The organism is Lysobacter humi (ex Lee et al. 2017) (assembly GCF_054781815.1).
This window is the reverse complement of record NZ_BAAGTR010000012.1, coordinates 507457-525688: the sequence shown is the minus strand read 5'-3', so window position 1 is coordinate 525688 and position 18232 is coordinate 507457. Positions and strand designations below refer to the sequence as shown.

The 18232-nt window shown below is 68.2% G+C and carries 16 protein-coding genes; 12 read left to right on the top strand and 4 right to left on the bottom strand.

The features are described from left to right. Nucleotides 1-241: 241 nt before the first annotated feature. Together nadC and ACYVJJ_RS13485 are read right to left on the bottom strand one after the other, a co-directional pair. The gene (nadC, locus tag ACYVJJ_RS13490; RefSeq protein ID WP_460834305.1) at nucleotides 242-1087 is read right to left on the bottom strand and encodes a carboxylating nicotinate-nucleotide diphosphorylase; all 846 of its coding nucleotides are present in this window, start codon (nucleotides 1085-1087) and stop codon (nucleotides 242-244) included. Then, on the bottom strand, nucleotides 1084-1347 hold the full coding sequence (locus ACYVJJ_RS13485; RefSeq protein ID WP_460834304.1) for a Trm112 family protein: 264 nt from the start codon (nucleotides 1345-1347) through the stop codon (nucleotides 1084-1086). The genes nadC and ACYVJJ_RS13485 overlap by 4 nt, the downstream gene beginning before the upstream one ends. Before the next feature lie 55 nt (nucleotides 1348-1402). Between ACYVJJ_RS13485 and purE the strand changes: the two genes are divergently transcribed. After that, on the top strand, nucleotides 1403-1909 hold the full coding sequence (gene purE, locus ACYVJJ_RS13480; protein WP_460834302.1) for a 5-(carboxyamino)imidazole ribonucleotide mutase: 507 nt from the start codon (nucleotides 1403-1405) through the stop codon (nucleotides 1907-1909). After that, the gene (locus ACYVJJ_RS13475; protein WP_460834301.1) at nucleotides 1906-3054 is read left to right on the top strand and encodes a 5-(carboxyamino)imidazole ribonucleotide synthase; all 1149 of its coding nucleotides are present in this window, start codon (nucleotides 1906-1908) and stop codon (nucleotides 3052-3054) included. The genes purE and ACYVJJ_RS13475 overlap by 4 nt, the downstream gene beginning before the upstream one ends. A gap of 218 nt (nucleotides 3055-3272) precedes the next feature. Here the strand turns inward: ACYVJJ_RS13475 and ACYVJJ_RS13470 are convergent, their stop codons facing one another. Next, a complete protein-coding gene (locus tag ACYVJJ_RS13470) occupies nucleotides 3273-3851 on the bottom strand; it encodes a superoxide dismutase (RefSeq protein WP_460834300.1) in 579 nt (192 codons plus the stop codon). Nucleotides 3852-3983: 132 nt separating this feature from the next. Here ACYVJJ_RS13470 and grxD point away from each other — a divergent pair, with 132 nt between their 5' ends. The 5 genes from grxD to ppnN all read left to right on the top strand — a co-directional run bounded on the left by grxD (nucleotide 3984) and on the right by ppnN (nucleotide 10766). Next, nucleotides 3984-4304, top strand: coding sequence for a Grx4 family monothiol glutaredoxin (grxD, locus tag ACYVJJ_RS13465; protein ID WP_460834298.1), 321 nt, complete (start codon nucleotides 3984-3986; stop codon nucleotides 4302-4304). Further along, the gene (locus ACYVJJ_RS13460; RefSeq protein WP_460834297.1) at nucleotides 4301-5035 is read left to right on the top strand and encodes an SDR family NAD(P)-dependent oxidoreductase; all 735 of its coding nucleotides are present in this window, start codon (nucleotides 4301-4303) and stop codon (nucleotides 5033-5035) included. Before grxD ends, ACYVJJ_RS13460 begins: the two co-directional genes overlap by 4 nt. Next, a complete protein-coding gene (locus tag ACYVJJ_RS13455; protein ID WP_460834296.1) occupies nucleotides 5032-5628 on the top strand; it encodes a YhgN family NAAT transporter in 597 nt (198 codons plus the stop codon). The genes ACYVJJ_RS13460 and ACYVJJ_RS13455 overlap by 4 nt, the downstream gene beginning before the upstream one ends. A 172-nt stretch (nucleotides 5629-5800) precedes the next feature. Next, on the top strand, nucleotides 5801-9262 hold the full coding sequence (locus ACYVJJ_RS13450; RefSeq protein WP_460834294.1) for a TonB-dependent receptor: 3462 nt from the start codon (nucleotides 5801-5803) through the stop codon (nucleotides 9260-9262). Between the two features lie 109 nt (nucleotides 9263-9371). Beyond that, the gene (ppnN, locus tag ACYVJJ_RS13445) at nucleotides 9372-10766 is read left to right on the top strand and encodes a nucleotide 5'-monophosphate nucleosidase PpnN (protein WP_460834292.1); all 1395 of its coding nucleotides are present in this window, start codon (nucleotides 9372-9374) and stop codon (nucleotides 10764-10766) included. A 1-nt stretch (nucleotide 10767) separates the two neighbouring features. Here ppnN and ACYVJJ_RS13440 read toward each other — a convergent pair whose 3' ends face one another. Beyond that, a complete protein-coding gene (locus ACYVJJ_RS13440) occupies nucleotides 10768-11829 on the bottom strand; it encodes a sensor histidine kinase (RefSeq protein WP_460834291.1) in 1062 nt (353 codons plus the stop codon). Between the two features lie 179 nt (nucleotides 11830-12008). Here ACYVJJ_RS13440 and ACYVJJ_RS13435 point away from each other — a divergent pair, with 179 nt between their 5' ends. The 5 genes from ACYVJJ_RS13435 to ACYVJJ_RS13415 all read left to right on the top strand — a co-directional run bounded on the left by ACYVJJ_RS13435 (nucleotide 12009) and on the right by ACYVJJ_RS13415 (nucleotide 18230). Next, nucleotides 12009-12542, top strand: coding sequence for a GspH/FimT family pseudopilin (locus ACYVJJ_RS13435; protein WP_460834289.1), 534 nt, complete (start codon nucleotides 12009-12011; stop codon nucleotides 12540-12542). Then, entirely contained in the window at nucleotides 12539-13000 is a 462-nt protein-coding gene (pilV, locus tag ACYVJJ_RS13430) for a type IV pilus modification protein PilV (protein ID WP_460834288.1), read from the top strand. Before ACYVJJ_RS13435 ends, pilV begins: the two co-directional genes overlap by 4 nt. A gap of 62 nt (nucleotides 13001-13062) precedes the next feature. Then, nucleotides 13063-14127 (top strand): PilW family protein, encoded by a 1065-nt coding sequence (locus ACYVJJ_RS13425; protein ID WP_460834287.1) that lies wholly within the window; start codon nucleotides 13063-13065, stop codon nucleotides 14125-14127. Further along, the gene (locus ACYVJJ_RS13420) at nucleotides 14127-14657 is read left to right on the top strand and encodes a pilus assembly PilX family protein (RefSeq protein WP_460834285.1); all 531 of its coding nucleotides are present in this window, start codon (nucleotides 14127-14129) and stop codon (nucleotides 14655-14657) included. Before ACYVJJ_RS13425 ends, ACYVJJ_RS13420 begins: the two co-directional genes overlap by 1 nt. 3 nt (nucleotides 14658-14660) lie before the next feature. Further along, on the top strand, nucleotides 14661-18230 hold the full coding sequence (locus tag ACYVJJ_RS13415) for a PilC/PilY family type IV pilus protein (protein WP_460834284.1): 3570 nt from the start codon (nucleotides 14661-14663) through the stop codon (nucleotides 18228-18230). The last annotated feature ends 2 nt before the right edge of the window (nucleotides 18231-18232 follow it).

Here is an 18232-nt window from a genome sequence, read left to right as displayed (position 1 = left end):
CCCACTGCGGCGAATCGCGGAGCGAGTGGGTGATTCGCTGTCGCGCATCGTCATCGCTGCGCCGCGTGCGACCGCACGAGCCGGATTGCGATGCGGAGCCTCCGCTGTCGGTACACATCCACATTGCCGAGCCCAATCCTCCGCGCGCGAATGCCGCCAGCGCAGCGTCGAACGCAATAGCCGCCGAACCTCTGCACGGCCCGACCGTCGCGCCGGCAGCAGGACCGCGCCGCGGTGCGCTCTAGCCCGGCTTGCGCCCCAGCTTGAGCGAGAGATCGATCGCGCGCACGTGCTTGGTCAGTGCGCCGATCGAGATGCAGTCGACGCCGTCCTCGGCGATGGCGCGGAGCGTGGCGAGATCGACGCCGCCCGACACCTCGAGCGGGATACGCCCGTTCGCGACGCGCACGGCCTCGCGGCGCATCTGCGCATCGAAATCGTCGATCAGGATGCGGTCGCAGCCCGTGTCGAGCGCCTCGCGCAGCTGCTCGATCGATTCGACCTCGACGATGACCGGTACGCCCGCATGGCGCACGCGCGACGCCGCGACGGCGCGCGCGATCGAGCCCGCCGCGCGGATGTGGTTCTCCTTGAGCATCACCGCGTCGAAAAGCCCGAAGCGGTGGTTGGAACCGCCGCCGACGCGCACCGCGTACTTCTGCGCCTGGCGCAGGCCGGGGATCGTCTTGCGCGTGTCGAGGATGCGCGCGCGCGTGCCGCGCACCGCATCGACGTAGGCGGCGGTGACGGTCGCTGTCGCCGACAGCGTCTGCATGAAGTTGAGCGACGCCCGCTCGGCCGTGACCAGGGCGCGCGCCCGGCCGCGAAGGGTGGCGAGCAGGGTGCCCGCGGGAACCCGCGCGCCTTCGTCGACGTGCCAGTCGATCTGCACGTCGGGATCGAGCGCCTGGTGGCAGCGGTCGAACCACGGCCGGCCGCAGACGATGGCGGCTTCCTTGCAGAGCAGGTAGGCGGTGTCGGCGATGTCGGGAAGCAGGGCAGCGGTGACGTCGCCGCTGCCGATATCCTCGTCGAGCGCGCGACGCACGTCGGCGTCGATGCTCTCCGCGGGCGGCAGCGGGATCACGGCTGCGCGGCGAAGGCGGCGCCGTCGATCGCCTCTTCGGCGAGCAGCACCGGGATGCCGTCGTCGATCCGGTAGATCCAGCGGCCATCGGCCGTGGCGAGCGCGGCGTCGACGGCCTGCGCCTGCGGCTGGCCGTCGCCACGGCGCGCGTGGCCGGCGGCGATGGCATCGTTGAGCGCGCGCAGGCGCGTGCCGTCGAGGATCTGCAGCGGCTGGCGCGTGACGGGGCAGGCCAGCAGGTCGAGCAGTTTGCGGTCCATGGTCGGCGTCGGCGGGCGGGCCGATTAGAATACGTCTTTGCCCCGAGGCAGGACCATGTCAGCGACTCCGTCGGCCCCACCCCTGATCGGCATCGTGATGGGCTCGCGTTCCGACTGGGAGACGATGAAGCCCGCAGCGGACCGGCTCGAGGCGCTCGGCGTGCCGCACGAGGTACGCGTGGTCTCCGCGCACCGCACGCCCGATGTGCTCTTCGACTACGCCGCCACCGCCGCCTCGCGCGGGCTGCGCGCGATTATCGCGGGCGCCGGCGGCGCGGCGCACCTGCCGGGCATGCTCGCGTCGAAGACGGCGGTGCCCGTCCTGGGCGTGCCGGTGCAGAGCCGTGCGCTCAACGGCCTCGACTCGCTGCTTTCGATCGTGCAGATGCCGGCCGGCATCCCCGTCGCCACCTTCGCGATCGGCGCGGCAGGCGCGGCGAATGCCGGCCTGTTCGCCGCGGCGATGCTCGCGCGCGAGCTGCCGGAGGTCGGCGCCGCGCTGGAGTCGTTCCGCGAGAAGCAGACCGCCGACGTGATGGCCAGCGACGACCCGCGCCGATGACCACCGTCGGCATCCTCGGAGGCGGCCAGCTCGCCCGCATGATGGCCCTGGCGGGCGCACCGCTCGGGCTGCGCTTCCTGGTGATGGACAATGTCGCCGATGCCTGCGCGGGGCAGTTCGCGCCAATGGTCGTCGGCGACTATCGCGACGAGGCGGCGCTCGCCGAGTTCGCCTCGCGCGTCGACGTGGCCACCTTCGATTTCGAGAACGTGCCCGCCGAGTCCGCGCGCTGGCTGAGCGGGCGCGTCGCGGTGTTCCCCAATCCACGTGCGCTCGGTACCGCGCAGGACCGCCTCGCCGAGAAGACGCTCTTCCGCGAGCTGGGCATCCCGGTGCCACCGTTCGCGGCGGTCGACAGCCTCGACGAGCTGCGTGCGGCCGTCGCGGCCATCGGCACGCCGTGCATCCTCAAGACCCGCCGGCTCGGCTACGACGGCAAGGGGCAGTTCCGTCTGCGCAGCGAGGCCGACGTCGACACCGCATGGGCCGCGCTCGGTGCACAGGCGCCGCGCGTCGGGCTGATCCTCGAGGGCTTCGTGCACTTCGACCGCGAACTTTCGGTGGTGGCGGTGCGCGGGCGCAATGGCGAGTTCCGCGCGTGGCCGCTCACGGAGAACTGGCACGTCGACGGCGTGCTGTCGGCGAGCCTGGCGCCCGCGATGGTGGACCACGCGACCCAGGCGCTCGCGGTCGGCCATGCACGCCGCCTCGCCGAGGCGCTGGACTACGTCGGCGTCTTCGCACTCGAGCTGTTCGCGCGCGACGGCGGGCTGCTCGCCAACGAACTTGCGCCGCGCGTCCACAATTCCGGCCACTGGACGATCGAGGGCAGCGAGACGTCGCAGTTCGAAAACCACCTGCGTGCCGTGCTCGGGCTTCCGCTTGGTGACACGCGCATGTGCGGCGTGGCCTGCATGCTCAACTGGGTGGGTGAGATGCCCGAAGCCGCCGCGGTGCTGCACGAGGCGGGCGGGCATTGGCACGACTACGGCAAGCTGCCGCGCGAGGGTCGCAAGGTCGGCCATGCCACGCTCCGCGAGGACTCGCACGAGGCGCTCGCTGCCGCATTGCAGAGGGTCGGCGCGGCGCTCGGGCGCGAGGGGCAGGTCGATCCGGTGATCGCGCGGCTGCGCGAAGCGCGCTGAGTGACGGCTCCGCCAGACGGGGCAGGCCGTCTCCGAGTGCGGTGACGGTCCGTACGGCACCTCGAGGGGAGGGGTGGCCTTGCGGCAGCGGCGCATTGCGACGCCTGCATGACGGGATCGATGGCGGCGTGCCAGGGCGCGCGCATCGGCTTGCCTGAAGGCCGAAACACGAACGGCCGGGTCGCCCCGGCCGTTCGTCGGACACGCGAGCGCGCGGCTCACTTCATGTTCGAGGCCACGAAGTCCCAGTTCACGACGTTCCAGAACGCCTCCACGAACTTCGCGCGGGCATTGCGGTAGTCGATGTAGTAGGCATGCTCCCAGACATCGCAGGTGAGCAGCGCGGTGTCCTCGGTGGTCACGGGTGTGTTCGCGTTCTGCGTGCTCACCAGCGCGAGCGAGCCGTCGGGGCGCTGCACGAGCCAGCCCCAGCCGGAGCCGAACGTCGTGATGCAGAGCTTCGAGAACTCGTCCTTGAAGGTGGCGAAGTCGCCGAAGGCGAGGTTGATCGCGTCGGCCAGCTTGCCGGTCGGCTCGCCGCCGCCGTTGGGGCCCATGCAGTTCCAGAAGAACGTGTGGTTCCAGATCTGCGCCGCGTTGTTGAACATCCCGCCCTGCGAGCGGCGGATGATGTCGACCAGCGGCATGTCCGCGAACTCCGTCCCCTCGATCATCTTATTGAGGTTGTCGACGTAGGTCTTGTGGTGCTTACCGTGGTGGAAGTCGAGCGTCTCGCCCGAGATATGCGGCTCGAGGGCGGTGCGGTCGTACGGGAGGGGCGGCAGTTCGATGGCCATGGGGGCTCCTGGAAAGCGGGGGAGGGCAGCGGTGGCGCGCGGCGTTCGGCGGACGAGGCCGTACAATCGCCATTCTATCCCCACCGCCTCCGGCGCGATCCCGCGCGCCGGTGCAATGCACAGGAGCCCGCGATGAACGTGATCGAGCGCATCCAGGCCGAGATCGATCGCCACCCGGTCGTGCTCTTCATGAAGGGCACGCCGCAGTTCCCGATGTGCGGCTTCTCCAGTCGCACCGTGCAGGCGCTACGCACGGCGGGCGCGACGGAGCTGCGCACCATCAACGTGCTCGAGGACCCGGAAGTGCGGGCGAACCTGCCGCGCTTCTCAAACTGGCCGACCTTCCCGCAGCTCTTCATCCACGGCGAGCTGATCGGCGGCTGCGACATCACGCTCGAGCTGCTGGAGTCCGGCGAGCTCGCGCGCATCGTCAGCGAGACGCAGCCCTCGTGACGGCCGGGCGGGTGCTCGACGGCCGCGTCGTCCTCGTGACGGGCGCGCACGGCGGCTTCGGCAGCGAGGTCGCGCTCGCCTGTGCGCATGCGGGTGCGACGGTGGTGCTGCTCGGGCGCAAGGTGCCACGCCTGAACCGCCTCTACGATCGCGTGCGCGCGGCCGGGCCGGAACCCGCGATCTATCCGATGGACCTCGAGGGCGCCACGCCGGACGACCACGCGGACCTCGTGGCGCGGATCGAGGAGGGCTTCGGGCGCCTCGACGGCATCGCGCACTGCGCGGCCGAGTTCCGGGGGCTGACACCGCTCGTCCACGCGGATCCCGCCGAGTTCGCCCGGTCGGTGCACGTCGGCCTGACCGCACCCTGGTGGCTGACGCAGGCGGCCCTGCCGCTGCTCGCGCGCGCGCCGGATGCGGCCGTCGTCTTCACGCTCGATGCCCCGGAGCGGGTCGGGCATGCCTACTGGGGCGGCTACGGCGTCTCCCAGTTCGGGCTCGAGGGCGTGGTGCGTATCCTCCACGGCGAGCTCGCCAACGGGCCCGTCCGCGTCGCCGGGCTCGCGCCCGGGCCGATGCGCACGCCGCTGCGCGCGCGTGCCTGGGTCGAGGAGGGCGACCGGCAGGCCCGCGAGCCGTCGGCCTTTGCGCCGGCGATGGTCGAGCTGCTCTCGCCTGCCGGTGTGGCGCGACGCGGCGAGGTCTGGACCCCGGACGTGCCCGCGCCATGACCATCGCCTCCGCGGCCCTGCTGCTGTTCCTGATCCTCGACCCGCTCGGGAACATCCCCGTCTTCCTGAGCCTGCTGCGCACTCTGCCGCCGCAGCGCCAGCGCATCGTGCTCGCCCGCGAGCTGCTGATCGCCCTCGGCGTGCTGATGGCCTTCCTCTGGGGCGGCAAGTACGCGCTGGAGCTGATGCACCTGCGGCAGGAGTCGGTCTCCATCGCCGGCGGCATCGTGTTGTTCCTGATCGGCATCCGCATGATCTTCCCGCCGCCGGAAGGGCTGATGGGCGAGATCCCGGACGGCGAGCCCTTCATCGTTCCCATGGCGATCCCCCTCGTGGCCGGCCCGTCCGGCATGGCGGCCGTGATGCTGATGGGCAGCAACGAGCCGGGACGACTGGACGAGTGGAGCTACGCCCTGCTGATCGCTTGGGCGGCAACCGCGGCGATCCTGTTCTCGGCGACCGCCCTCTACAAGTTCCTCGGCCGCCGGGTGCTGACCGCGATCGAGCGGCTGATGGGGATGCTGCTCGTGGCGATCTCCGTCCAGATGTTCCTGGACGGGCTCGGCGCCTACTTCCGGACCGCTGGTCCGTGACGCGGTTCCGGCGCTGAAGACTTCAGTCGGACCGCCTGCCGCCGTAACAGATCCGGTGTCATGGCGCTGTCATCCATTCGCCATAGCATGTTAATCTGATGTTAACCACGCTGGGGCGGGGAGTCCCGGTCGTGCCTATCCGTCTGCCGTGTCCGCTCATCGAGGCCTTCGTATGACCCACCCGAATCGCGTTCGACTGTCCAAGCTCGCGCTTGGCCTGTTCGTCGCCCTCGCCGCCGCTCCTGCTTTCGCGCAGAGCACGTCCGCCGGTGTCGGCGGCCTCGTCACCGATGCCTCGGGCGCACCGGTCGCCGGCGCAGAAGTCACCATCACGCATGTCGAGTCCGGCACCGTCAGCCGCGCCGTGACCGACGCGAGCGGCCGTTACGCCGCGCGCGGCCTGCGCGTGGGTGGCCCGTACACCATCGTCGTGAACAAGGACGGCGCCGGCGTCGACCGCGAGGAGGGCGTCTACCTCAACCTCAACCAGATCAGCACGGTCGACGCCGCGCTCGGCGGCGGCTCGGACACGCTCGACACCGTTACGGTCGTCGGCGTCGCCGGCGGCTCCAGCGTCTTCAGCGCCACGAAGATGGGCTCGGGCACCAGCGTCAACCAGCAGACGATCGAAGCGCTGCCGTCGATGAACGGCAACATCCAGGACATGATGCGCACCGATCCGCGCGTCGCGTTCACGGATCGGGCCTCGGGCAGCATCTCCGCCGGCGGCCAGAACCCGCGCTTCAACAAGATCACCATCGACGGCGTCTCTGCGAGCGACACGTTCGGCCTGGAAGGCAACAACATGCCGACCCAGCGCCAGCCGGTCTCGCTGGAAGCCATCGAGGCCATCGACATCGATCTGTCGAACTACGACGTGACGATCGCCGGCGCCGCCGGTGCGAACGTCAACGCCGTGACCAAGTCGGGCACCAACGAGTTCCACGGCTCCGTCTACGGCAGCTACCGCGACGGCGAGTGGTTCGGCGACTACCCGGCGCGCATCGCCGGCAGCACGCTCGACGTCACCGGCCTGCCGTTCGACGAGTTCACCGAGGAGATGACCTACGGCGCGACCGTCGGCGGCCCGCTCGTCAAGGACAAGCTGTTCTTCTTCGCGAACTACGAGAAGCTGCGCCAGACCAACATCGGCCCGGCCGGCGGCACGCAGGGCACGAACCCGCTCGCGAGCGGCGCGGACTTCTCCGCGGCCGACGTGGCCGAAGTGCAGCGCATCGCGCGTGACGTCTGGGGCTTCGATGCCGGCAGCCTGAACGCCGGTGGCGATACGGAGCTTGAGGAGCACGGCCTCAAGCTCGACTGGAACATCAGCGACGACCATCGCGCGAACATCCGCTACACCAAGCTCGAGCAGACCCGCGTCCGCCCGGAGGCGTCGAGCGCCAGCACGCTGTCGCTGAGCTCGAACTGGTACAACCACGAGAAGACCGTCGAGAGCTACGTCGCCCAGGTGTTCAGCGACTGGTCCGACAACTTCTCGACGGAGTTCAAGGCCTCCTTCCGCGACTATTCGGCGATCCGCGTCAACCCGACGACCGCGCCGACGATCCAGATCTACTTCGACGACGGCATCGTCAACGGCAATGACAACCCCGTCGGCACGAACAACAACAGCACCGCCGGCCTCGACCTGATCCGCATCGGCACCGAGCGCAGCTCGGGCGGCAACTCGCTGATCACGGAGACCTGGAACTACTTCGGATCGGCCACCTGGACCATCGGCGACCACGACATCAAGTTCGGCGCCGAGTACAGCGACAGCGAGATCTACAACTTCTTCCTGCAGGACGCGTACGGCAACTACAGCTTCTACGTTCCGAACTCGCCTCCGAACACGCCGAACGGCACGTCGAACTTCAGCAACCTCATCAACGGTCGCTACTTCGACTACGACCTGCAGGCCAATCCGACCAACCCGGATGCGATCGCGGCGCGCTACACGAACAAGAGCCTCGGCCTGTTCGTGCAGGACACCTGGTACGTCACGCCGAACCTGACGCTCACGCTCGGCGTGCGCGGTGATCGTCCGGAAGCCGACCCGGCACCGCCGTTCAACGCCTGCTTCGCTTCGGCGCGCGTGGCCAACGGCACCGGCCCGGCGAGCTGCCCGAACGGCGGCTTCGGCCTCGACAACACGAACACGTATGACGGCAAGTTCGTCATCCAGCCGCGCTTCGGCTTCAACTACACGTTCGACTACGAGCGCCCGACCCAGCTGCGTGGCGGCATCGGCCTGTTCCAGGGCGATGCACCGCAGGTGTGGGTGGGCAATGCCTACAGCAACACGGGCATGAACTACGTCGCGTTCCAGAACCTCGTCTGCGTCGACGTCGCCCCGGCCAATGGCCAGTGCGACAACGGCGTGCAGTTTACGGCGAACGGCCTGAATCCGTCGATCCCGTCGGGTGGCGCGGGCGTGCGCAACGTCAACGTGATCGCCGAGGACTTCGCGCTGCCGTCCGTGTGGAAGGCGAACCTCGCGTTCGATCATGAGCTGCCGTGGTACGGCATCGTCGCGTCGGCCGAGGTGCTCCTCACCGACGTCCGCAACGGCCTGTTCTACCGCACGCTCAACGTCGGCCCGGGCTACACCGATCCGTACGGCCGCACGCTGTACTGGAATCCGAACAGCCCGCGTCCGTTCGGCAACACGGCGGCTCCGGCCGCGGCGAACGGCAACACGCAGGCCAACCCGGCACGCTTCGGCAACAACAGCTACTTCAACGACGTCTACCTGCTCGAGAACACCAGCGACGGCCGTGGCCAGCAGCTGACCCTGTCGCTCGAGAAGCCTTTCAGCCGCGACAGCGACTGGTCGTGGACGCTGGGCTACACGTACACCAACGCCGAGGAAGTCGCGGCGCTGACGAGCTCGACGGCGGGCTCGGGCTTCGGCTCGCAGCTGGCGTTCAACGTTAACGAGCCGACGGTCGGTACGGCGCGCTACGAGATCAAGGACCGCTTCACCGGCGTGCTGCAGTGGAAGCACAAGTTCTTCGGTGACAACGCCACGCAGATCGGCCTGTTCTACGAAGGCCGCAGCGGTCGCCCGTACAGCTACATCTTCAACGGCGATGCGAACGGCGACAACCGCACGTTCAACGACCTGTTCTACGTGCCGAAGGGCCCGGGCGACGTCAAGTTCGGCTCGATCGCGGCGAACGGCACGTTCACCCCGAACGCGGCGATGGAAGCGGCGTTCTGGGCGTGGCTCGAAACCCAGCCGCAGCTGCAGGCCTACCGCGGCCGCTACGCGCCGGAGAACGAGTTCCGCGCCGGGTGGGTGAACACGTTCGACCTGCGCGTGAGCCAGGAGCTCCCGGGCTTCTTCCGCGGTCACAAGTCGAAGATCTGGATGGACATCCAGAACGTCGGCAACCTGATCAACAAGGACTGGGGCCACATCGTCGACTACGGCTTCAATGCCAACGTCGCGGCGGCCACGCTGGTGGGCATCCACCAGGGCCAGTACGTCTACGGCTACCGCGGCAACGGTCCGAACGGCCAGGAGTTCGGCCAGACGACCTCGCTCGGGATCCCCACCAACGCGGACGGCCAGACCAACGGCATCTCGCAGTGGTCGATCCAGGTGGGTCTGAAGTACGAGTTCTGATCCGCTGCTCGACACGCGATACGGAAACGGCCGGGCTCGCCCCGGCCGTTTTCTTTTGCGGAATCCGCGCGGTAGAGTCCCGGGACTAACGACAGAGAAACACAGAGAAATGGCAGTAACCGCTGAAATCGCCACCCCGATCACCCTGCCGACCGTGGATGCGCGCATCTACCCGCGCGGCGGCCTCGACATCCTGTCCCGCGCGGAGGTCGCGCGCCTGCGCGACGCCTCCAGCGGCGGCCTGCACGAACTGCTGCGCCGTTGCGCGCTGGCCGTGCTCACCAGCGGCAGCACGAGCGACGACCCGCGCGCCGCGCGCGAGCTATACCCCGACTTCGACATCCAGGTGCAGCAGCAGGACCGGGGCGTGCGGATCGACCTCGTCAAGGCGCCGGCCATGGCCTTCGTCGAAGGCGAGCTGATCCAGGGCGTCGCCGAGCTGCTCGCCGCGGTCGTGCGCGACCTCGCCTACACGGCGATCGAACTCGGCCCGCACTGCAATCGCGACCTCGACAGCAGCGAGGGCATCACGGACGCTGTGTTCGGCCTGCTGCGCAATGCACGCGTGCTGCAGCCGGGCGATCCGAACCTGGTCGTCTGCTGGGGCGGCCACTCGATCAATCGCGACGAGTACCTCTACACCAAGCAGGTCGGCTACGAGCTCGGCCTGCGCGGCATCGACATCTGCACGGGCTGCGGCCCGGGTGCGATGAAGGGTCCCATGAAGGGCGCCACGATCGCGCATGCCAAGCAGCGCCGTCGCCGCATGCGCTACATCGGAATCACCGAGCCGGGCATCATCGCCGCCGAGTCGCCGAACCCGATCGTCAACCACCTGGTGATCATGCCGGACATCGAGAAGCGCCTCGAGGCGTTCGTCCGCATGGCGCACGGCATCATCGTGTTCCCGGGCGGCGTCGGCACGGCCGAGGAGATCCTGTACCTGCTCGGCATCCTGCTGCGCGAGGAAAATGCCGGCCTGCCATTCCCGCTGATCCTCACCGGCCCGACGGCCTCGGCACCGTACTTCGAGCAGATCGACCAGTTCCTGCGCCTCACGCTCGGCGAGGCGGCGACATCGCGCTACGAGATCATCGTGGGCGACCCGGCCGAGGTCGGCAAGCGCATGGCGCGCGGCCTGCGCAAGGTCCGCGAGCACCGCATCGCGAGCCGCGACTCGTTCTTCTTCAACTGGTCGGTCGACATCCCGCTGGCCTTCCAGCAGCCCTTCGTGCCCTCGCACGAGGCGATGGCCGCGCTCGACCTGCACCAGGGCCGCCCGGCGCACGAGCTCGCGGCCGACCTGCGGCGCGCGTTCTCCGGCATCGTCGCGGGCAACGTGAAGGAGGAGGGCATCCGCCGCATCGAGGAATTCGGCCCCTTCGAGATCCACGGCGACCCGGACATGATGCAGGCCCTCGATGCGCTGCTCCGCGCGTTCGTCCAGCAGCACCGCATGAAGATCGCCGGCGATTACCGCCCGTGCTACCGGGTGGTGACCTGAGTTACTCGCGGCGATTCGCCGGCCGCGGGCGCGGCAGGCGGATCGTCGCGACGTAGTGCTCGCCCTGGATGCCGGTTTCGACCGAGCCCCGGCCGTCGGTGAGTGCCTCGATGCGCGCCTGCGATGCGGAGAGGCCGACGCGGTGGCTCGTCGGTCGTGACGCGTCGCCCAGCACGAGAGGGTTGCGGATCCGCAGGAGCACATGGTCGACGGTCGTGGTGAGCGCGATCTCGATGCGGCCACCGCGCTCCACGCGCTCCACGCCGTGACGGACGGCGTTCTCGACGAGCGGTTGGACCGAGAGGGATGGAACCTTGATCGCCGGGATCGACGCAGGCAGGTCCCAGTCGACACGCAGTCGATCGCCGAAGCGCAGGCTTTCGATCTCGAGGTAGCGGCGCACCAGGCGCAGTTCCTCATCGAGGCTGATCTCGCGCGGACCGGCAAGGGCCGCACGGAACAGATCGGCGAGATCCAGCAGGATCTCCTCTGCGCGTGCCGGCTCGCGATGCACGAGCGCCGTCGCCGTGTTGAGCGTATTGAAGAGGAAGTGTGGACGGATCCGGGCCTGCAGCGCCTCCAGCTCGGCCTGCTTGGTCCGGACGGCGGCCTGGCGTGCACGCCAGTGGTTCTGGAAGGCGACGAGCCCGAGCAGCCCCACCGTCGTCGCCATCGCGAGCATCCGCAGCGAGAAGACCCACCAGCCGCCTGCCTCGCCGAGCCATCGCGGCCCGAGGATGTTTGCAGTCCAGGCCGACACGGCAAGGGTTGACGCAATGAGAAGCGCGAGTGCGATCCACGCGAGCCGCTGGGGCGGGAGCCGCGCCAGCTGGCGCCTCAGTGCGAACAGAGCGCCGAGCGTGAGCAGCGCCACCCACTGGATCAGCAGCGACGCCGACCCGAAGTAGGTCAGCGGCGATGCACCCGACGCCGGGGCGAGGGCGAGGATCAGCGCGAGGCCTTCCCCGGCGAGCACGACGCGCACGAGCATGTCCGGCTGCCACAGGGCATCGAGCGGGCTCGGAGACGGCGTCGAACGTCGTGGAGGGGATCGCGTGGCCATGGGGCCATCATGCCGATGTGACCGCCGTCTTGGTATGGCGCCGCCCACGCCCCGGCCGGGCCCGTCGATCGGTCGGCGCTGGGCCGGTACGACCTCCCACGCTATGTTGGCGTCGGATCAATCCATCGCGGCTCGACATGCCCCCACGTTCGCCCCCGGCACCGCCGAAGAAGTCGCTCATGCGCGGCTTCACCCTGATCGAGCTCATGGTCACGATCGCCGTGCTGGCGATCATCATCGGCGTCGCCGTGCCGTCGTTCGTCTCCATGACGCATCGGAACCGCCTGGCGGCCGCGTCGAACGAGGTCGTGGCGGTCCTGCAGTCGGCCCGCATGGAGGCGGTAAGGCGCAATCGCAGCGTCACGGTGTGTCCGACGGCGGACGGCGCGACGTGCAGCGGTTCGGACTGGAGCCGCGTGGTCGTGCGGACGTCCGCCGCGCCCATCCGTGAAACGGAACTTATCCGTCCGAATTCCGGCGTCTCCGGATCGTCGTTCACCCAGGCCGGCGCCGCGCTTGCCTTGACCGGCATCACGTATCGGCCGGACGGCCGCGCAACAGCGGCATCCGCACTCCCAGTGGCCATCGGCTTCGTCTCGTCTAGGTTGCCCGCGAATCAGGGCGTGCGCCTCGTCGAGGTCAACACGAGCCGCATCAGCGTGTGCCGCGATTCGAACGGCGACAAGAAGTGCGCAGGAGAAACGCCCCCATGACATCGTTCAATGCACGCAAGCAGAGTGGCACATCGCTACTCGAGGTCCTGATCGCGGTACTCGTGCTGGCGATCGGCATGCTCGGCATGGCGGCGCTGCAGTCGGTGACCCTGCGCAACAGCAACAGTTCCTCGGGTCGATCACAGGCGGTCATGCAGGCGTACTCGATGTTCGACACCATGCGCATGGACCGCACGCGCGCGCTCCAAGGCGCGTTCAATGTTGCGAACTGGACCTGCACGGCCGCCACCAAGACGGCGGCCGACGACGCGACCGACTACACCGTATTCAACAGCTGGCTCGCGCAGGTGCAGGCGAATCTGGGCGACCCCTCCGCCTGCGGGCGCGCAAGCTGCACGGCGGCCGAGTGCGTGGTCGGCATCCGCTGGGATGACAGCCGACCCACCGGTGCCGCCGACGACAAGCAGCTAGAGATCGTGACGAGGAGCAGGCTCTGATGCGTAGGACACTTCGTGCGCCGCAGCGGCGCAAGGCGCTCGGCCTTTCGTTGATCGAGCTGATGATCGCGCTGGTGCTCGGCCTCGTCGTCGTCGGCGCGGCCGGCGGCGTGTTCCTGGCGAATCGCCGGGTCTATGCGGCGAGCGAGACGCTCAACCGCGTGCAGGAGAACGGGCGCATCTCGTTCGAGCTGCTCGCACGCGATCTCCGCGAGGCGGGCGGCAATCCGTGTGGCAGCGCCGACGTCGTCAACATGCTCAAGCGCTCGGCGACGGACTGGACCGAGGGTCTTTTCACGACGGGTGTTCGCGGATATGCGGCGAGCGGTACCTACCTCAGCGACTACGTCGATATCGCCCTGATGGGCAGCGCCGGGACCGGCGGTGGCAAGAGCTACAAGATCAAGGAATACGACAATCCCGCCGCGGTGATGGAGCTCGAAGACGACCCTGAAGGGCTGGTCGACGGCGACATCGTCATGGCCTGCAACAGCGAGAAGGGCGTGATCTTCCAGATCACCGGCACCCCGGCAGACAAGAAGGTCCAGTTCCACAAGAACGGCGGCACTCCGGGCAACTGCGAGTCCAATCTGCAGGGCCAACCCGTCGGTCCGAACTGCGCCGGGTCAGCGGGCGGAACCTCGAACAACCTCTGCTTCAAGGCGAGCGGCGGCGGCGACCTCAACTTGAGCCAGTGCGGTGGCTACGCGTCGGAGAACAGCAAGAAGAGCTGGTACTCGCCGATTCTCGTGAAGGCCGGCGCAGTACGCTGGTACGTCGCCGACAACGGGCGTGGTAGTCGATCGCTCTACCGTGCGCCACTGAATGCCTCCGGGTGGAGTGCCGGCGCCGGCGAGGAGATCGCCGAGGGCGTTACGGCGCTGCAGCTGCGCTATCGCCTGTCGACCGATCCCGCGGCTGGCTTCCGTGAGGCCGCGGCGATCCCTGCGGCGCAGTGGCCGAATGTGAATGCGGTGCGCGTCGCCGTCACCACCACCGGCGTCGCGGGCAGCATGACGTCGAAAGACGTCGCCGTGATCAGCGACAGCAATGACGCCGACAAGGATGCGGCACTGCAGCGGACCTTCACCTACGTCGTCTCGCTGCGCAATCGGGAAGTCCTTTGATGACACGCTATCGAACCGATCGTCGACGGCAGCGACCGGCACCGCGGGTTGCGCATGAGCGCGGCGCGGCGCTCGTCGTCGTGCTCCTGCTGCTGCTCGTGGTGACGCTGCTCGGGCTCGCCGGCATCCGGGGCGCGCTGCTTCAGGAGCGTATGGCCGCCAATGCCGTCGCACGCAGCTATGCATTCCAAGCCGCCGAGGCCGTGCTGCGCGAGGCGGAGGACGTCGTGACCCAGACGTGGCAGGCGAACCCGAACTGGGAGCCCAATGCGCAGGCATTCACGTCGGGTACGACCGCCAACGACATCACCTCCCAGTACACCGTCACGCTCCTCGGGCCCGCCGCGAACTCGGGTGGCGCCGGCGCCGGTGGCACCAGCAGTGCCGACAACCCGGACCTGAAGGAGCGCATCGAGTCCACGGAGGACCGGACGACGTCCAAGGTGTACCGCGTGCTGGTGACCAGCACCAATGCCGACAACGGCGTCCAGGTGCAGCTCGAATCGCTGTACGAGCTTTCGAAGGAGTAATCGATGAACGCACGCAGCTTGACTCGACGCATCGCGGTGCCCACTACATCGGCGCTCGCACTCTGCCTGACGGCGGCTCTCGGCACGCTCGCCCATGCGGCGGCCAGCTTCCCCGATTACCCGTTGCAGACGGGTGTCCGTGGCGTCGCCCCGAACATCCTCTTCATCCTCGACGATTCGGGGTCGATGGAGTTCGACTACATGCCGGATCCCCTGCCGGCCGTCGGGCCCACGCTCAATTTCGCGGTGAAGACGGTGGCGCGCAACGCGCTCGCCTACAACCCGCAGACCAAGTACGAAGCGTGGATGCAGGCCTCGGGGCAGCGTTTCACCGACGGCACGAGCTTCACCGCTGCCTTCAGCCACCCGAGCCTGCGGGCGAACGCCATCGATCTCACCAACGAGAACATGACGTTCTACATGCTGAAGCCGAACGGGAACGCGGCGGCCGAAGCGGACTACTACCGGTACCGCTTCAAGGCGGACAATACGATCGAGAAGGCGTATTTCTCGGCCGGGACACCGGTGACGATCCAGAATTCCACGGGCCTTGCGCGGGCCACCAACAACAATCCGCGCTGGCTGCACTACGGTCCCTTCAACGTCACGGATATCGACCGGTTGCGGGTGACGATCAGCGGCGGAAACGGTGACGCCGACCTGTACGTCCGGAAGGGCGCGACCCCCGATCTGACGAACTTCGACTGCCGTCCCTATGCGAACGGCAATGCGGAGTCCTGCACGGTCCTCGACGCGAAGGGCAGCTACTACGTCAGCATCTACGCGTACGCCAGCTTCACCGGCGTTACGCTCAACGTCGATACCACGTCGTTCTGGACGCCGAGCGCAACCGTGCCGGACGCGAGCAGCCGTACGGCTGCCGAAGAGCGTGCCAACTTCGCGACCTGGTATTCGTACCACCGCACGCGCATGAAGGCAGCCAAGGCCGGTGCATCCGACGCATTCGACCAGCTGTCCGACAACTATCGCGTTGGCTATGACTCGATCTGGAACCGTGACGGCGCGACGAGCCTGAACTCGACGCTTCCCGCCTACCAGATTCCGGTCGGAAACGACGGGGGGCTGTTCCGAGGCACCAATCGCGCGAACTGGTTCAAGTATCTGCAGGCCGCGGACGGCTCCAATGGAACGCCGCTCCACGGCGCGCTCACCCGCGCAGGCGAGTACTACGAGAAGCAGACCGGTACCTCGGGGCCGTGGGGTCCCCAGGACACGGCCGCGCAGCTGACCTGCCGCCAGAGCTACGCGATCCTGACCACCGACGGGTATTGGAACGACAAGAGCGGCTATACCACCGCCTTGGGCAATGTCGACGACAAGGCCGGGCCCCTGATCACGTCGGCGGACGGGAAGAAGACCTACCAGTACCAGCCGGCCGTCCCGTTCAAGGACGCGTACTCCGACACGCTCGCCGACATCGCGATGCACTACTGGTCGCGCGATCTCCGCCCCGACCTCGCGAACTCGGTCGTCGAGACCGAGAAGAATCCGGCGTTCTGGCAGCACATGGTTACCTTCGGGATCTCGATCGGCCTGCAGGGCACGCTCAATCCCGCGACCGCCGCCACCAGCGGCGGGTGGCCGGATCCGAACGACGCGGAGGATTCCGAGCGCATCGATGACCTGCTGCATTCGGCCGTGAACGGGCGAGGCAGCTTCGTGGCGGCGACGAATCCTTCGGCGTTCGCCCAGGCCCTGCGCGCCTCGTTGGCCGAGATCAAGGGCAAGCCGGCGTCGGGCTCCGGTGCGGCGTCGAACGGACCCGCGCTCGAGGCTGGCTCGCGAATCTTCCAGGCAACCTACACGCCGGGCCAGTGGACGGGCGATGTCGTATCGATCGATTTCGGCACTGGCGTGCTTTCGGGCACTTCCTGGAGCGCTGCGGCCAAGGCGAATCTCGACCGTGCGGCCTTCGCGTCACGCAAGGTGCTGACGTGGAGCGGCAGCGCCGGCACCGAGTTCCCCACGCTCACCCAGAAGGCCCAGCTCGAGCGGCTCACCGGCGGCGCGCCGGTCTCGCGGGACGATAACGCCGCCTACATCAAGGGATCGAACGCACGCGAGGTCGCCAACGGCGGCAAGCTGCGTGATCGTGCATCCCCGATCGGCGACATTGTCAACTCGACGCCGGTGTATGTGGCCACGACGGGTGCCGGAACGCTCTATGTCGGCGCCAACGACGGCATGCTGCATGGAATCGACAGCGCGACGGGTGCAGTGCGCTTCTCATACGTCCCGGCAGGCATCAACTTCAGCGACCTCGCGAGCCTGAGCCATCCCGAATACGTCCATCGGTTCTTCGTGGACGGCGGGATCGACGTAACCACCTCGGGTGGCCGCAAGACGCTGGTGGCCTCGCTCGGTCGTGGCGGAAAGGGCGTATTCGCGCTCGACGTCACGGATCCGGCGGGACTCGCCAGCGGTGACGGCACCAAGGTGCTGTGGGACCAGACGGCATCGGTCGATACCGACATCGGTTACGTGCTCGGCGCGCCGGTGGTGTTGCCGGACGGATCCGGCGGGACCCTGACGTTCGTCGGCAACGGCGTCGAGAGCGCGAGCGGCGAGGCAGTGCTGTTCGTCTACTCGACGACCAAGGTCGGGAACAACTGGGTGGTGAACACGCACAAGCTCAAGACGGGCGTCACGGGTGGCAATGGCCTCGCCGAGCCGCGCGTGGCGGACACGGATGGTGACGGAAAGGCCGACACCGTGTTCGCGGGCGACCTCAAGGGCAACATGTGGAAGTTCGACGTCAGCGGCAATCTGTCGAGCTGGAGCTCCAAGACCCCGGTCAAACTGTTCGCCGCGGTCGGGCCCGACGGCAAGGCGCAGGCGATCACCAGCGCGCCCGCGCTGGCCCGCGAGCCCGGGACGCGTCGCCTGTTCGTCATCTTCGGTACCGGTCGCTACATCTCGTCCGACGACATCTCCGGCACCGAGGCCAGCCGCGTCCAGAGCATGTACGGCCTCGTCGCGGACCTGGGCCCGATCGGTGCCCGTGACACGGCCTTGCAGGAGCGCACCATCGTGAAGGTCGGCAAGGACTCCAAGGGCCGCAATGCGCGGACCTGGGAGTCGTACGCGACGATCGGAAGCAAGAAGGGGTGGTTCGTCGATCTCGACGCGCCGACGGCGGGCGAGCGCGTCGTGTCGCGGCCGCTGGTGATCGGTCGCGCGCTCTGGTTCGCGAGCATCATTCCGTCGCCTGGGGTTGGCTGCGAGTCGGGTGGTACGGGCTATCTCAATGCACTCGATGCATTCACCGGTACCAACCCGGCGAAGGGCGCGAATGCGTCCGGCACGTATTCCTTCATTGACGTCAACGGCAACAAGAAGGGCGACGACAAGTTGGACGGCGAAAGCGCTTCGGGAAGTGCCGGCTACGTGACATCGGTCGACGTGGGCGTGGGCATGCCCGGCCAGTTGGCGCGTGGCGGCGGCAAGATCGTCAGCTGCGGCTCGCAGGCCCGCTGCGAGGCCCTCGACCCGGTTCCTGCGCCGGCCTCGTCACGACGGGTCGGCTGGCGTGAAATCCTTGGATTGGACTGAAC